Genomic DNA, 16,162 nt, shown 5'->3' on the forward strand with positions numbered 1-16,162 from the left:
TCAGGGTTGAGATGGAGCGGTTGTTTTTTTCTTTTTTCTTAAAGACCCTGTCATGCTTATGTGGTACAATGGGCGAAGAAAAATAGATCTCAGGAGGGATTCTGTGAAAGAATTAAAAGTAAGTGAGCTTACAAAAACTTACGGCGATAAAACATTATTTGATCAGCTTTCTTTTCTGATACATGAGAAAGACCGGATTGGCTTGATTGGTGTCAATGGGACAGGCAAATCAAGTTTACTGACGATCTTGGCTGGAATTGAAGCCGGAGATGGCGACCGTCCCTCTGTTTTTAAACCACAAGATTATCGAATCGGCTTTTTGGCGCAAGAAAGTCAATTAAAAGAAGAATTATCGGTTGTTGATGCGGTCTTCCAAGGAACAAGTCCATTAATCAAAACCGTTCGTGACTATGAGAAAGCTTTGATTCAGCTGGAACAAAATGGCTCAGATCCTACAGTGCAAGCTGCCTACAGCAGAGCAGAAGAAGCTATGAATAAAACAGATGCTTGGAATACGGATACAACGGCAAAAATTATTTTGCAGAAATTAGGGATTTCAGATTTAAAACAACCAGTCAATGAACTTTCAGGTGGGCAAAAAAAACGGGTGGGGTTAGCGCAAGTGTTGATCGATGAACCGGATTTACTATTGTTGGATGAGCCGACGAACCATCTTGACTATGAAGCTATCCAATGGCTAGAAGGCTATTTGAAAAACTATCGCGGCGCACTGATGATGGTCACTCATGATCGCTATTTTCTTGACCGGGTAGCCAATCGCGTGTTTGAACTCTCTTTTGGTAAACTTTATGAATATCAAGGAAATTACGAGGACTATTTATTAGCCAGAGCAGAAAGAGAACGTATTGAAGAAACCCAAGAAGAAAAACGGCAACAGTTATATAAGCACGAGCTGGCATGGATTCGGACAGGCGCCAAAGCGAGAACGACTAAGCAACAAGCGCGAATTGATCGTTTCGACGATTTGAAAGAGAATATGAACCAAGTCAAGCGGAATGGAGAAGTGCAGATTGATGTTGCGACCTCACGTTTAGGTAAGCAAGTGTTGGAAATCAAAGAAGGTAGTTATGCAATTGAAGGCAAACCAATTCTATCTCAATTTGATTTATTGATTCAGTCGCGAGAACGTTTAGGCATTACTGGTGAGAATGGTGCAGGTAAATCAACCTTGCTGAATGTGTTGGCGGGACGTCTCTCATTAGATTCAGGAAGACGGATTATTGGCTCAACCGTCAAATTAGCTTATTATACGCAAACCAATGAGACGATGGATCCGGAACAGCGGATGATTGCTTATTTACAAGAGGCAGCAGAAGAAGTAGAAAAAACAGATGGTGCCCATGTCAGTGTAGCGGAAATGCTGGAACAATTTTTGTTCCCCCGTTTCATGCACGGAACAAAGATCGGTAAATTATCTGGTGGTGAAAAACGCCGCCTATTCTTATTGAAATTATTGATTGGTCAACCAAATGTTCTATTGTTGGATGAGCCAACGAATGATTTGGATATTGATACATTAACTGTTTTGGAGAACTATCTTGAATCATTTCCTGGTGCCGTAATTACAGTTTCTCATGACCGTTACTTTTTAGATAAAGTTGCTGAAAAATTACTTATTTTTGAAGGCAATGCGCAAATTCTTCGCTTTTATGGTTCGATAAACGAATATTTACAAAAGACAGCAACGAAACAGGGCACAAAGAAAACTGCAGCCTCACAACCTGACAAAGGGCTACACAGCAAATTTGTTTCCGAAAAGCCAGTCAAAAAGAAACTAAGCTACATGGAACAAAAAGAATGGGCAACGATCGAAGATGAGATTGCTCTGTTAGAAGAACGAGTCGACGCACTAACTGAAGCGATGAATCAGCAGGGGGATGACTTTACGAAATTACAGCAGCTCCAAGCAGAACTTACAGAAACAGAACAATTGTTAGAAGAAAAAATGACACGCTGGGAATATTTAAGCGAGTTTTCAGACGACTAATAAGGAGGCCCATTATGGAACAAGCATATCTTGACTTAGGGAAAAAAATTTTAGAAACGGGAAATGTCAAAGGGGATCGCACAGGGACTGGAACCAAAAGTATTTTTGGTCATCAAATGCGATTTGACCTCTCTCAAGGATTTCCATTATTGACAACCAAGCGCGTACCTTTTGGTCTGATCAAAAGCGAGTTACTCTGGTTTCTTAAAGGAGATACCAATATTCGATTCTTACTGCAACACAAGAATCACATTTGGGATGAATGGGCTTTTGAGCGGTATATTAAAAGTGAGGACTATACAGGTCCTGATATGACTGATTTTGGCCGTCGCTCATTAATTGATGAAGAATTCAATGCCAGCTATCAAGAGGAATTGCAAAAATTTTGCGAACGTATTTTAAATGACGAAGCATTTGCAGAAAAATTTGGTGATCTAGGTCATGTTTACGGGTATCAATGGCGTCATTGGGAAACTACTAAAGGGGAATTTATTGATCAGATCAAAGAAGTAATTGAAATGATCAAAACAACGCCAGATTCTCGGCGCTTGATTGTTTCCGCATGGAATCCAGAAGATGTGCCGACGATGGCGCTGCCTCCTTGCCATACTATGTTTCAGTTTTATGTTCATGAAGGTCGACTAAGTTGTCAGCTTTATCAACGAAGTGCCGATGTTTTTTTGGGGGTGCCTTTCAATATTGCTAGCTATGCGTTATTGACTCACTTGATCGCTCACGAGACAGGACTCCAAGTCGGCGAATTTATCCATACTTTAGGGGATGCCCATCTGTATAGCAATCATATGGAACAAATGAAAGAGCAGCTTTCCCGAACAATTCGTTCTGCACCTACGTTGCACTTAAATCCTGAGAAACAATCGATTTTTGACTTTGAGATGGGAGATATCACGATTGAAGGCTACGATCCGCATCCCACGATCAAGGCACCGATCGCTGTCTAACTTATTACAGTTGGGAGTGAGAAGATAGATGATAAACGATTTACAGCGGGGAATCGTCGCAACGCTGCATATTACGTCAAAAGATACCATTTCATTATCAGACGTAGAAAAAACAATTACGATCCTTCGTTCTTATTTTTCGCAAGTCATTTTAGCAGTTTCTGAAGTAACGAAACCTGAAATCAAGCGGTATTTATGGCAGCTGCCGCCCCAGATCTATCTCTTTGAATTGCCAGCAGTCGGTGCTGGTCCAGCACGTCGACAAGCTGTGGCACGCGCTGGAAAGGCATTTCCGCAACTCGCTTCCTTTCAATTATGTGATTTTGATCGTTTGATCACTTGGTGTGAGGAATACCCAGATGAACTGTCAGCTTTGAGCTGTCAGCCATTTCCTACGAACACTTTCTGTATATTAGGACGTACAAAGAAAGCCTTCCTAAGCCATCCAACTGCTTGGCAGCGGACAGAAAAGCTGGTCAATGAAATTGCAGCGGAAGTTTTTCATATCAAGGGTCTTGATATTACCGCCGGCAGTGTCTTGTTTTCTGCGGAATTGATTCCTTTACTAGTATCCGCAGATTCTTCAAGATGGACGGATGGCGAATGGCCAACCAAAGTGAAGCATCATGGAGGGCATATTTTTTATCAAGCGTGCGAAGGCTTGTGTTATAAAGAAAGAAATACCGATCATCTGCAAGCACAGCCTGCTTATCAATTAATGAGAAGGCTGCAGATTGCAGCGGCTATTGCAGATTCACTTTATCTAGAAAGGGAGTTTTGAAACATGTTGATTGCACTTTGGGCACAAGACAAAAATGGTTTGATTGGAGAAAACGGCACATTGCCATGGCATTTGCCAAACGATCTGAAATTCTTCAAAGAACAAACTACTGGAAATTCGCTCATTATGGGGCGAAAAACGTTTGAGGGCATGAAGAAAAAAGCATTGCCAAATCGAACAACAATCGTTTTGACCAGTGACACAGCATATGAAGCAGAAGGCGTATTAGTTATGCATGATCGACAAGAAGTCTTGGATTATACTGCACAGCAAGATCATCCTGTGTTTCTAACTGGGGGTTCTGGAGTTTTCGAATCGATGATCGAAGATTGCGATCAGTTGTATCGAACAGTGATCGACGAGACATTTACTGGAGATGTCTACTTTCCTGAGATCGATTGGTCAAACTGGCATTTGGATAAAGTCATAAAAGGCGTAGTGGATGAAAAGAACATCTATCCGCACCGGTTTGAGTTTTATAGTAAGCAGAAAAAATAAATAAGGCAGCTGTTACAACATATGGTTGTAGCAGCTGCCTTATTTAAGTAAAAGTGGGTTGGATCATGTAAACCAAAGAACGGAAAAATACATAAGTCCAGCTCCGAGCATAACAAACAAATGCCAAACCACATGCATGAAGCGTACGGATTTGATACTGTAGAATAATGCGCCGACGGTATAAGAGACACCACCGCTTGCTAACAGAAAGGTACCCCAAAAACCCAGCGAAGCAATCAATGGTTTAAATGCAATCACGCAGAGCCAGCCCATAATAATATAAATTAGTGTGGATATTTTTGAAACCGTCTCTTTTTTATGTAGTGTGAGTGACTTATAAACGATCCCGCTGATGGCTAACAACCAAATCAAAATGAAAAGTGTCCAGCCCAACCAACCTTGAATACTCAGCAAGCAAAACGGCGTATAACTGCCTGCGATCAATAAAAAAATCGAGGCGTGATCAAAGACTTGGAAAACTTTTTTTGCTCGTGTGAACATCAAACTATGGAAGAGTGTAGAGAATAAGAATAACAAAATCATCATAGAGCCATAAATCGCATAGGAAATGATGTGAATAGGGGAATCTAATCGAGCCCCTTTAATCAAAAGAATAACGAGTCCAGCTATACTTAATCCAAATCCGATACCATGGGTCACCGCATTGAGTACCTCATTCAGAATCAAGTAGCGTCGTGTAAATTTCATATGATCCATCAAGCACCTTCCCTTCGAATTTAAATAAGATGAAAAAATTTTTTCTCTCTGTTATACTGATTATAAATGGTCTATGGTTATTTTACCACGAAAAGAGACTTGATTTAAAGAGAGAGTGAATGTATGATGGCAAAGCTTAAAGTTGTAACGGATTCCTCCTGTACGATGGAGCCAACCGTTCGAGACCAATTGAATATCCATGTAGTTCCGTTATCTGTAATGATCGATGGGATGGTTTATCCGGATGATGATTCATTGCCCGGAGAACGATTCATGCAAATGATGGCACAAGCAAAAGAACTTCCAAAAACGAGCCAACCACCGATTGGCCATTTTGTGGAACTGTTCGATGAATTAGGAAAAGATGGTAGTGACGTTTTATCGATACATATGACGAAGGGTCTGAGTGGAACTGTCGAAGCTGCCAGACAAGCAAGTAATTTGTCGAAAGCAAATGTGACAGTGATCGATAGTGATACGACAGATCAAGCATTGTCGTTCCAAGTGATTCGGGCAGCTCAATTAGCACAAGAAGGCAAGACATTAGCTGAAGTTTTGCCGGAAGTTGACAAAGTTCGAGAAAATACCAAATTATTTATTGGTGTCTCTACATTAGAAAATCTGGTAAAAGGCGGTCGAATCAGTCGTGCCAAAGGGTTACTATCCAGTTTATTAAATATGAAAGTGATTATGGATTTCGACCATTCAGAATTGATTCCAATCGTAAAAGGACGCGGTGTAAAAACATTTAATAAGTGGTTTGAAGAATTGAAAGACGAATTGAAACGCATGCCGAATGTGAAACAAATAGGGATCTCTCATGCAGAGGGGTTAGAGATCACAGAACAATTCAAAAAAGAATTGCAACAACTCTTCCCAGAAATGAATATTCCACTACTTCATACCACTCCAATCATCGCTACCCATACCGGCAAAGGCGCATTCGCCATTACGTATTACACCGAATAATTTTAATGACAGTATCCAAGCGATTCGTAAACACGAATCGCTTTTTGCTGCGAATCACAATGATTGGCTTGCGAAGCAAGACAGAATTGATGGTGAGCAACGGCGAGCCAAGCGAGCGCGACCTTGAAAAGAATCATTATGGTTGTCACTCGAAAAATGACTTTTACATTCTTTTTAATGTAAGTTTAGAAGCAACTGCAGACGAAACAATGAGTACAATGAGTAGCCGAGCAGTTGATGAAGCGGGACTCGAATCAAGCAGATGGGTAGAAATTGCTTCATACTTCGCTGCTCTTCGTTGATTGAGTTTCTCGTCAATCAAAACATTTCGACTATGAATTTAATGAGAATTTTGATAAAATAGCTTAGATTATAGGTTAGGAGATTGAAGATCCGTGAAGTGGAAAAAAGTAGCAATTTATCTTTCAGTTGTATTGATCGTAGCTTTAGGTACTGGAATGCTCGGTCATTTTTTGATTCCAAAAGCGCAACCATTGCTCACACCAGTTGCGAGAACGGCAGAAGAGGGAAAGACCAAAAATGTGATCAATTACATGGCCTTAGGCGATTCGCTGACTGAAGGAGTCGGTGATGAGACGCAACAAGGAGGATTTGTGCCCATCGTTGCAGCCGATTTGCAAGATCGGTATCATTTAGCAAATGTTGTGACGACGAACTATGGAATTGCTGGAGAGCGCAGCGATCAAATCCTGAAACGAGTGAACAAAGACAAAGAATTGCGCAGTGACCTAAAGAAGGCTGACTTGATTACATTGACCGTCGGCGGGAATGATGTATTAAAAGTGATTCAAACTAATTTTTTTGGTTTGAGTGTCGATTCTTTTACCAAACCAATGGCCGACTATCAAGAACGATTAGTAGAGATGTTTGAGCAGATTCGTCAACTGAATGAAACAGCACCCATTTATGTGTTAGGGATATATAATCCTTTTTATTTAAATTTTCCAGAAATTACTGATATGCAAACGATTATTGATAATTGGAACAAAGCAACAGAAACATTTGTCAAAAAACAGCACAATGCTTATTTTATCCCAATCAATGATTTGCTGTACCAGGGGCTAAGTGACGAAGTAGGGATCGCAGATACGGATTCTTCTGAAGCAGGCGCTTCAGGGTCAGCAGAAACTTCGGATACCACAACTTCCACCACCAATGGTATGACCGGTACTTCAGAAACTGGGGGAACAAAAGTGACCAACAATGTACTGTATGATGGGGATCGTTTCCATCCAAACAATCTAGGGTATCAGCTAATGGCGAATGCTGTTCGTGATGAATTAATCAAAACCCAAAATGTTTGGCTGATGAAGGAGGAAAAATAATGAAACAAGAAACTAATGATGTGGATAAAAAAAGTCCAATCAAAAAAATGAATTACTGGAAAATTGCTTTTCTAGTTTTAGTAGGCATTCTGTTGGGAACAACTGTCTTTTTTGCTTCACGGGTGTTTCAACAACGTGAATCTGGGATCTCAGAAAGTGCAGAACTAGTCAAACGAGACGGTAATCCTGTTTTGACCATCAACAGTAATAAGAGTCAAGTCAATCAATTGATCGATTTCTATTTAACTGATTTTCAGAAAGATCAAGAAGTAAAATACAATTTCGAGTTGAGAAATGAGGCACTACTGACAGGTCAATTTAAAGTGCTGAACTTTCCAATCACATTTTACTTATACTTTGATCCTTATGTCACCGAAGAAGGCAATGTTCAGTTAAAAGCCAAAAGTTTATCAATTGGTACTTTAGATCTGCCGACCAGTGAAGTGTTAAAAATGATCAAGCGCAGCTTCAAGTTTCCAGAGTGGATCGAGGTCAATGCGGATGAACAAATTATTTTGATTCGCTTGGATCAATTCCGCATGCAAAACGGCTTGTTTATCAAAGCGAATAAAATCAATCTAGTAGATGATGAGATCCAAATGAGTCTCTATCTGCCAGCAGAAACGGAGGACAAATAATGGAACGAGCAATTTTTGCGGGAGGGTGTTTCTGGTGTATGATTCAGCCTTTTGATGAGTTAGAAGGAGTACAGTCCATCTTTTCCGGGTATACGGCTGGACACACGGTTGACCCGACCTACGAGGAAGTAAAAAGTCATAAAACCGGTCATACAGAGGCTGTTGAGATCATTTTTGATCCAGAAAAAATCAGTTTTGAGGAATTATTGACTATTTATTGGCAACAGACGGATCCCACGGATGCTTTTGGGCAGTTTGAAGATCGAGGAGACAATTACCGACCAGTCATCTTCTATTTCAATGAGGAACAAAAACAAAAAGCAGAAGCAAGCAAAGCCGCTTTGCAAGCATCGGGTCGCTTTAATGCCCCAATCGTAACGAGTATCGAACCTGCACAACCTTTTTATTTGGCAGAAGAAGAGCATCAAGAATACTACAAAAAGCATCCTGAAAATTTTGCTCGCAATCATGCGAGACGAGCAGCTTTTCTTGAGGATCACTGGGAGAATACGCATGCGTAAAAGTTTTTATACTTATTTAATGGCCATCAAAGGGCCTAGTCATACTGATGAGGCACAGATCTTTGCGACACATGCAAGTCATGATATTCAATTCCCAAAACATACCGACGATTATGATGAAGTTTCTTCTTATTTAGAATTGAACGTCGATTATTTGCCTTCTATGGATATTTTTGATCGTATTTGGGAACAGTATGTGGAGGATAATAAATAAGAGAGAGTGGAGTGGAAACTTCCTCTCTTTTTACACTAGAGGCTAAAAAATTAATGGACAGAAAGGTGTCTTTCTATGAAAAATGTTTCTTTTCACCGTTATGTGATCTCACTGATTTGTGTCGCGATCCTCTCGGGAGGCGGTGTCTACATTTGGCAAAAAAGTACGGCTGCAACACAATCCCCACAGAATCAGCCCACAGTGGCGACATCAAATGAACTGGAAAAAGTTCAAACGCTTTTTGATCAAATTCGTGCCAATTATTACCAAGAAGTAGATGAGGATGTCTTGGTCGAAGGGGCATTAAAAGGAATGACCGATGCATTAGGTGATCCTTATACAACGTATCTTAGTGAATCAGCAGCCAATGAATTGGATCAGTCTTTATCAAGCAGTTTTGAAGGAATTGGCGCCACCCTTACCCTTGTCAACGACTATCCAGAAGTGGCACAAGCCCCTATCAAGAACTCCCCAGCTGAGAAAAACGGTTTGCGTCTAAACGATCGTATTTTGAAAGTGGATGGGAAAGAAACGAAAGGCCTGTCATTAACAGAGGTCGTAAACAACATTCGTGGCAAAAAAGGGACCACAGTCAAGTTGACGATCCAACGGGAAAAAGAGACCTTTGACGTATCGATTACACGAGATACGATTCCAGTGGATACTGTTCATACAGACCTTGATAGTGAGAAAAAAATCGGGAAAATCGAAATTACGACTTTTGGTGAAAGTACTGCCTCCGAATTAAAAGAAGGAATTGAGTCACTGAGAAAGAAAGGAGCAAAATCATTTATTCTGGATGTCCGGCAAAATCCTGGTGGGCTTTTAGATCAAGTACAGATCATGGCTAGCATGTTTTTAGAAGATGGAAAAACGATCGTTAAGTTTGCAGATGATAGTGGTGTCATAAGTGAAACGAAGGCAAGTGCTGCTCTTGATGAAGGATTCAAAGTCACAGAACCGGTTGTCGTTTTGGTTGATGGCGGCAGTGCATCGGCCGCAGAAATTTTTGCAGCTGCGTTGCAAGAATCTGCAGATATACCAGTTGTCGGTACAGAAACCTTTGGTAAAGGAACTGTACAAAATGTAAAAGAATTAGGAGACAATAGTGAGTTAAAGATGACGGTCATGAAGTGGCTGACGCCAAATGAAGAATGGGTCAATGAGCAAGGCGTAATGCCAGATCATCAAGCAGACTTTCCTGAGTATGCCTATTTAGCTCCACTACCAAGAGACAAAGAATTGAAAGAAGGGCAAAGCTCAGAAGCAGTTGATCGGTTGAATCAGTTTCTTTCTGCACTAGGTTATCGGACCACCGGAGATACATTTGACCAAACCACCGTATCAGCCGTTCAAGCCGTTCAGCAAAAAGCTGAGCTGGAAGTGACAGGGAAAGTGAATGCAGAAACAGCACAAGCAATTGAGAAAGCTGTGACGGATCAATTAAAACAAGAAGATCATGCTTATTTGAAAGCTGTCGAGTTATTATCAAAGTAGTAACAAAGTAAAAGAGGAGGGACATCATGCAGCGAAGAAAAATCTGGATCGATCGTTTTTGGTTCATCATTAAATACGCGATTATTGCATTGGCCTCTGCATTCCTGATTCGTGCATTCTTGCTGATCCCTGTACCGGTAGGCGGAAATTCAATGGAAGGTACCTTAAGACAGGGGGATATGGTTTTGATCGAGAAAATCTCACCCATCAAGCGATTTGATGTCGTCGTTTTTCAAATGCCGGATGGTTCCACCTATATTAAGCGAGTGATTGGATTGCCTGGTGAATCCATTCGTTACGAAAATGATCAACTATATGTTAATGATCAGCCGGTAGATGAGAATTTCCTAGTGAAAAATCGAAAGAATGATCACGAAAATGTCTCTTATACGAATGACTTTGATCTACAATCATTGTTGGGCGTTGAAAAGCTGGGGAAAGACAGCTATTTCGTGATAGGTGACAATCGTCGTGCCTCTAAAGACAGCCGATCATTTGGTGCCATTTCTGGAGATGCGATTTTAGGAAATGCCCGTTTTGTTTATTACCCACTAACCCATATGCGCTTTATATAATGAAAAACAAAAACATTATTTATTCATATTTTTGCGTAGGTATCGCTACTTTCAAAAAATATGAGTAGATGATGTTTTTAATAGCAGCTAGTATTTTTCTGCAGAAATCAATGTTGTTGAATCCTTTGCTTGATAATAAAATGCTGTTGTTGTGTCATGCCCTTTACATAATTATTTAACACTTACTTTGTTGTTTTTCGTTATTCTATTGAAACGAACGAGCAAGAAATAATTTTATAAGTAAGCGTTGACAGTGCCATTTTAAGCTGATATACTTTGGCTGTAAGTTAGAAAAAGGAACGAGAAATAGCGCCGCAGCTGTTTCTTGAGTTATGTTACTGAGACGATCAGGCAGAACTCAGAATATATATCAAGTACACTTTCTTTTGTAAAGTTTATTTGATATTTATTCTGAGTTCTTTTTTCTGGAAAGGAGAAACGAATGAAAGTTAAAAAGATTATCAATAATAATGTTGCCTTAGTGGATAGAGGAGGGCATGAGTCGATCATCTACTTAACAGGAGTCGCATTCAAGAAAAAAGTTGGCCAACATATTTCTGACTCTGAAGTAGAGAAGACCTTTGTCTTAGATAGCCAAGATCGATTAGAGCATTTTAGCTACCTCTTATCTCGCGCCGATGATCAATTGATCCTGCTGGTAAACGAGCTCGTACAATATGGAGAAAAAGAAATCGGCAAAAGTGCCAATGATTATCTTTATTTAGCTTTGTTAGATCATTTATCCTTTGCATTGAAACGGGCAAAAAAAGATCAATATTTGAGGAGTCCATTGACTTGGGAGGTAAAAAAATTCTATCCCAGTTATTACAAAATTGGGTTAGAAGCCTTGGAAAGGATCAATCAAACCTTTCAAGTCGATTTTCCTGAAGATGAAGCCGTTGCCTTACATTTTGTTAACTTGCAGGAAACGAAAGCAAAGTTTGATGAACAATTAGCTGATATGGAAACGTTGCGGGATATGCTGAATATTATCAAATATCATTTTACGATTACTTTAGATGAAAACAGCATGAATTATATGCGTCTTGTGACCCATCTCCAGTATTTCATCGAACGATTGCGGAACAACCAGACCTATTCCGACAATGAGTCTCAACTTTATAAACAAGTGAAAGCAATGTATCCGGAAGCATTTGCCGCGGTTGAAAAAATTGAGATCTATGTCAAAGGAAAGTTCAACAGTTACCTGACACAAGAAGAGTACACCTACTTAATGATCCACATCAATCGTGTAACAGAAAGAGGAGAATGACATGAATCAATACCATGATTTCAACGAGCAAATCATCAAATTAGTTGGCGGAAAAGCCAATATTCAAGCTGTTGTGCACTGCATGACTCGTCTTCGTTTTACTTTAAAAGATCGCTCAAAAGCAGATACAAAAAAATTGCAAGAGCTGGAAGGGGTTATTGATGTGGTAAGCAACAATGTTGCTTATCAAATTATCGTAGGAACCCATGTAAACGATGTTTACAAAGATTTAATTGACCAACTGGGAATGTTAGGAGACGAAGCAGACCAGCCAAAAACGAAGAAAAATCCGATCAAGGCGATGCTAGATGTGATTTCGGAATCAATGAATCCCATTTTAGAACCAATCATCTGTGCAGGTTTATTAGCCGCATTTCTTTCAATTATTTCATTAACCGGTTTGATTTCGACAGATAGCTCAACGTATCAAATTTTTGATGCATTACGGTCGGCTGTTTTTTATTTCTTACCTATTTTAATGGCGATGAGCTGTGCCAAACGATTAGGCGCCAGCCCTTATCTAGCAGTGGCTTTAGCAGCAACCATTTTATCTGAACCGATCAACAATGTTTCGGGATTGAGTTTATTTGGTATTGGGTTACCACAGATCACTTATTCAAATAGCTTTATCCCGATTTTATTAGCAGTATGGTTCATGGGCTATGTAACAAAGTTTGCCAAAAAAGTCATTCCTAAAAGTTTGCAGTACTTTATGTCTCCTTTAGTGATCATGCTGATTACTTTGCCAGCCACACTCCTGGTTTTTGGTCCATTAGGGTTTTATATTTGGGAAGGCATCATTGGCTTCTTCAATCTATTGATGGACACGATAGGTAGCTGGTTTGTGATGATGCTCTATTCTGCATTACAGCCATTCATCATTATGTTAGGCGCCGGCAATTTCATTATGCCTGTCGTGGCTTCATTGATTGCAGCGAATGGATATGATCCAGCGTTTATCTCATCATGTACAATCTCTGACATCGCTGTCGGCGGAGCAATGCTTGGATACTTCTTGCGTGCTCGCAACTTGAAACAAAAACAACTATTTGGGACCGTGACTTTATCCGCCATTTTAGGAGTTACCGAACCAGCCATCTATGGTGTATTCGTTAAATTCCGTCTTCCGTTTATTGCTGTGATGATCGGCGGAGGTTTAGGGGGACTGTTCGCCGGTTTAACAGGTGTCAAAGCTTATTCAATTGCTTGGGGATTATTTGGATTACCTGCCTATATTGGCGAAGGCGACTTCATGAATCTTTGGTTAATGGTGGCAGCGGTTGCGATCAGTTTTATTGGTGCGACTATCGCAGCCTATATGTTAGGGATTCCAGTAGAAAGTGATGAAGTACCGGCGGTTAAAGAGAAAGAACAACCTGTATCTTCTGAAATGATTCGTTCTACTGCTTTAAAAAGTGTAGTGGAAGGAGAAGTGGTTCCCCTCAATGAAATCAATGACCAAGCTTTTTCAACTGGTGCTTTAGGGAAAGGAATCGGTATCAAACCTATAAGTCATGTGATTCATTCGCCAATCGATGGGGAAGTGCTAACAGTCTTTCCTACCAAACACGCGATTGGTCTTCGCAGTGACCAAGGCGTTGAGGTCTTGATCCATATTGGTATCGACACTGTTTCGTTAGAAGGCAAGTATTTTACGATGAATGTGAAGCAAGGTGATCGTGTGAGGACAGGACAACCAATCGGTGAAGTAGATTTTGAAAAAGTTCGTGAAGCCGGGTATGATCCAACGACTATTGTGGTCATTACGAATACGAATGATTTTCTTGATGTGATCCCAACATCCAATAACCAGTTGGTAAAGTCGGATGATTTACTAAATATTGTCTTGCAATAGAAACCGTAATAAAGAAGATAGAAAAGGTGAGCAGATGAAGTTAAGAAATGATTTTTTATGGGGCGGCAGCATTGCCGCTCATCAATGTGAAGGTGCTTGGCAGGAAGATGGCAAAGGCCCAGCTATTATGGACTATGTCACAGTAGGCAGCTATGAACAGCCTCGTGAGATCGATAAAGAACTTCTTGCTAACAAGGTTTATCCTTCTCATACAGGCATCGATTTTTATCATCGTTATCAAGAAGATATTGCTTTGTTTGCAGAAATGGGATTCAAGGCATTACGGATTTCTATCGATTGGTCAAGAATTTATCCTAAAGGGGACGAAGCAGAACCAAATCAAGCCGGTATCGATTTTTACCATCGAGTCGTTGACACGCTATTAAAACATGGTATCGAACCGATCATTACGCTCTATCACTTCGAAATGCCGATTCATCTAGTGACAGAATATGGTTCATGGACAAATCGCAAAGTCGTTGATTTCTATTTGCGCTTTTGTCGCACGATGTTTGAAGCATTCAAAGGAAAAGTCAGATACTGGGCCACATTTAATGAGATGAACCATATCGATCCTCAAAGTGAGGCTAGTGATATCTTTACCTATATCATTGCCGGATTAAAGTACTCTGAAATCGATGCTAAGGCCCAGACATTAGCCATGATTGGCTACAATATGACGCTTGCAAGTTGTGCTGCTGTCAAAATGGGACATGAAATTGATGAAAATTCCAAATTGGCTGTGTTTTTGGTATCGAGCCAGTCTATCCAGCAAATTGTGATCCCGTCAATGTTCTAAATGCCTATAAACAAATGGATCGTGACTTCTATCAGATCGATGCAATGTGCAATGGTCTGTTTCCCCAATACAAACTGGAAGAATATGCAGATCAAGGCATAAAAATCGTGATCTCTGAGTCAGATAAAAAAGTGTTTGCTGAGGGCAAAATTGATTTTATTGGCATGAATTACTATGCGTCTTCTGTCGCAGAATATGAAGGTGCATCGGAAGGAAAAAGTGCTTTATTTGGCGGTCTGCAAAATCCTTATTTGGAAAGCAGTAAGTGGGGATGGACGATTGATCCGATTGGCATGCGGTATTTGTTAAATTACACTTATCGAAAATACGGATTACCAATCATGATTACTGAAAACGGACTAGGTGCAGTGGATGAAATCGCAGAAGATGGGCATGTTCACGATGCGTATCGCATTGATTACTTGCACAGACATGTCGAGCAATTGTTGCTGTCAGTTGAAGAGGATCAGGTAGACTGTATCGGTTATCTAACGTGGGCGCCGATCGATTTAGTCAGTGCTACGACAGGTGAGATGAAAAAACGCTATGGATTTATCTATGTCGACAAACAAGATGATGGAACAGGGTCCTATATGCGTAAGAAAAAAGATTCCTTTGAGTGGTATCGGCAAGTCATTAACTCCAACGGTGAGAGTATCAAAAGGGAGAATCATGAGTAAAAATTAGTTTTCTATTCATTTCATTTGTATTTTTTTTCATCAAAACTTGTATCGATACGCACTTTAATAAGAAATGATGGCGATCTAGAAAGAAGTAAATTCTTTCTAGATTTTTTTGTTTTCATAAATCAGTATGAGCGATGGGAACCTCTTGGTTTCAAAAAAGTTTGATCTTTTCGATTTTGTTGATCTTAGTACTTAGCTACGATACATAGCTGCATTTCGTTTTATTTCTATTACTTATATATTCAAACGAGGTAGCCGCTTGCTTGAGCAAATGTGAAAAAAATGTTCTAGAAATAACGATAAAATTTTTTACAGTGTTGTAATTCTGTCAGACTTTTGGCATTTTTTCTTCAAAATTGATAAGATGATTTGAGTAAAAGACGTAAAATGAAGTATAATTTTAACTAGGCTGAAAATTGGTCTTTTTCTCAAAAAAAGTTGGCTTCCTACATCCTGACACTCAGCTAGCTAATTTTAGCTACTTTTGACTACTTTTGGCTACTTTTTCCTAATTTTAGCTACTTTCACAAGCCAGCAAGTTCTCTTGGACTGACACTGAGTGACAGAATGAATTGAGCCGTGGACCAAATCCCCTTATGGCATTTTTAAATTAGTCTGCCAAGTGATTCTAGTGAATGAATTAACAAGGAAAGGCTGTGGAATCAGCCAAATAATGGCATATAACAGAATAGTCAGCGTAGTTGGGCAGTTTTTGGCCATTCTTTGGATATTTGCTGGACTGTAAGAGCAGGTTGAATGAGCAAATCACCACTACAATACGCGTCTCATAGGTATAGTTGCAGGTGATTGGCAGGTAGTATTT

General features: G+C 40.0%; 15 protein-coding genes and 1 pseudogene. 15 read left to right on the forward strand and 1 reads right to left on the reverse strand.

Annotated elements, in window-relative coordinates:
• Positions 1 to 103: 103 nt before the first annotated feature.
• Genes IGJ28_RS08885 through IGJ28_RS08900 form a run of 4 tightly spaced genes read left to right on the forward strand, consistent with a single transcriptional unit; the run spans position 104 to position 4,249 of the window.
• Entirely contained in the window at positions 104 to 2,008 is a 1,905-nt protein-coding gene (locus IGJ28_RS08885; RefSeq protein ID WP_252711822.1) for an ABC-F family ATP-binding cassette domain-containing protein, read from the forward strand.
• A gap of 14 nt (positions 2,009 to 2,022) precedes the next feature.
• Positions 2,023 to 2,970 carry a thymidylate synthase gene (locus IGJ28_RS08890; RefSeq protein ID WP_003126957.1) on the forward strand — a complete coding sequence of 316 codons (948 nt, stop codon included), beginning with the start codon at positions 2,023 to 2,025 and terminating at the stop codon, positions 2,968 to 2,970.
• Positions 2,971 to 2,998: 28 nt separating this feature from the next.
• Positions 2,999 to 3,751, forward strand: coding sequence for a hypothetical protein (locus IGJ28_RS08895; RefSeq protein WP_117474603.1), 753 nt, complete (start codon positions 2,999 to 3,001; stop codon positions 3,749 to 3,751).
• Between the two features lie 3 nt (positions 3,752 to 3,754).
• Positions 3,755 to 4,249, forward strand: coding sequence for a dihydrofolate reductase (locus IGJ28_RS08900; protein WP_252711823.1), 495 nt, complete (start codon positions 3,755 to 3,757; stop codon positions 4,247 to 4,249).
• Between the two features lie 63 nt (positions 4,250 to 4,312).
• On the opposite strand, the gene trhA is transcribed toward IGJ28_RS08900, so the two are convergent.
• On the reverse strand, positions 4,313 to 4,966 hold the full coding sequence (trhA, locus tag IGJ28_RS08905; protein ID WP_113849906.1) for a PAQR family membrane homeostasis protein TrhA: 654 nt from the start codon (positions 4,964 to 4,966) through the stop codon (positions 4,313 to 4,315).
• 126 nt (positions 4,967 to 5,092) lie between these two features.
• Here trhA and IGJ28_RS08910 point away from each other — a divergent pair, with 126 nt between their 5' ends.
• From IGJ28_RS08910 to IGJ28_RS08960, 11 genes and pseudogenes are all read left to right on the forward strand, one after another.
• Positions 5,093 to 5,935, forward strand: coding sequence for a DegV family protein (locus IGJ28_RS08910; RefSeq protein WP_034704768.1), 843 nt, complete (start codon positions 5,093 to 5,095; stop codon positions 5,933 to 5,935).
• Positions 5,936 to 5,940: 5 nt separating this feature from the next.
• A complete protein-coding gene (locus tag IGJ28_RS08915) occupies positions 5,941 to 6,237 on the forward strand; it encodes a hypothetical protein (protein ID WP_438845331.1) in 297 nt (98 codons plus the stop codon).
• Positions 6,238 to 6,351: 114 nt separating this feature from the next.
• A complete protein-coding gene (locus tag IGJ28_RS08920) occupies positions 6,352 to 7,281 on the forward strand; it encodes an SGNH/GDSL hydrolase family protein (protein ID WP_285603985.1) in 930 nt (309 codons plus the stop codon).
• Positions 7,281 to 7,919, forward strand: coding sequence for a YpmS family protein (locus tag IGJ28_RS08925; protein ID WP_005472266.1), 639 nt, complete (start codon positions 7,281 to 7,283; stop codon positions 7,917 to 7,919). The genes IGJ28_RS08920 and IGJ28_RS08925 overlap by 1 nt, the downstream gene beginning before the upstream one ends.
• Positions 7,919 to 8,440, forward strand: a complete 522-nt coding sequence (msrA, locus tag IGJ28_RS08930) for a peptide-methionine (S)-S-oxide reductase MsrA (protein ID WP_003126966.1) — start codon at positions 7,919 to 7,921, stop codon at positions 8,438 to 8,440. Before IGJ28_RS08925 ends, msrA begins: the two co-directional genes overlap by 1 nt.
• Positions 8,433 to 8,654, forward strand: coding sequence for a YozE family protein (locus IGJ28_RS08935; RefSeq protein ID WP_003126967.1), 222 nt, complete (start codon positions 8,433 to 8,435; stop codon positions 8,652 to 8,654). Before msrA ends, IGJ28_RS08935 begins: the two co-directional genes overlap by 8 nt.
• Before the next feature lie 75 nt (positions 8,655 to 8,729).
• Positions 8,730 to 10,151: a S41 family peptidase gene (locus IGJ28_RS08940; protein WP_003126968.1), complete on the forward strand. Its 1,422-nt coding sequence runs from the start codon at positions 8,730 to 8,732 to the stop codon at positions 10,149 to 10,151.
• A 26-nt stretch (positions 10,152 to 10,177) separates the two neighbouring features.
• Entirely contained in the window at positions 10,178 to 10,726 is a 549-nt protein-coding gene (gene lepB / locus IGJ28_RS08945; RefSeq protein WP_003126969.1) for a signal peptidase I, read from the forward strand.
• A gap of 442 nt (positions 10,727 to 11,168) precedes the next feature.
• Positions 11,169 to 11,999 carry a PRD domain-containing protein gene (locus IGJ28_RS08950; RefSeq protein WP_252711825.1) on the forward strand — a complete coding sequence of 277 codons (831 nt, stop codon included), beginning with the start codon at positions 11,169 to 11,171 and terminating at the stop codon, positions 11,997 to 11,999.
• Position 12,000: 1 nt separating this feature from the next.
• Positions 12,001 to 13,854, forward strand: coding sequence for a PTS beta-glucoside transporter subunit IIBCA (locus tag IGJ28_RS08955; RefSeq protein ID WP_252711826.1), 1,854 nt, complete (start codon positions 12,001 to 12,003; stop codon positions 13,852 to 13,854).
• Positions 13,855 to 13,888: 34 nt separating this feature from the next.
• Positions 13,889 to 15,333: pseudogene (locus IGJ28_RS08960) on the forward strand (family 1 glycosylhydrolase).
• The last annotated feature ends 829 nt before the right edge of the window (positions 15,334 to 16,162 follow it).

Source organism: Enterococcus sp. AZ091, from assembly GCF_051714805.1.
Taxonomy (GTDB): Bacteria; Bacillota; Bacilli; order Lactobacillales; family Enterococcaceae; genus Enterococcus_D; species Enterococcus_D gallinarum.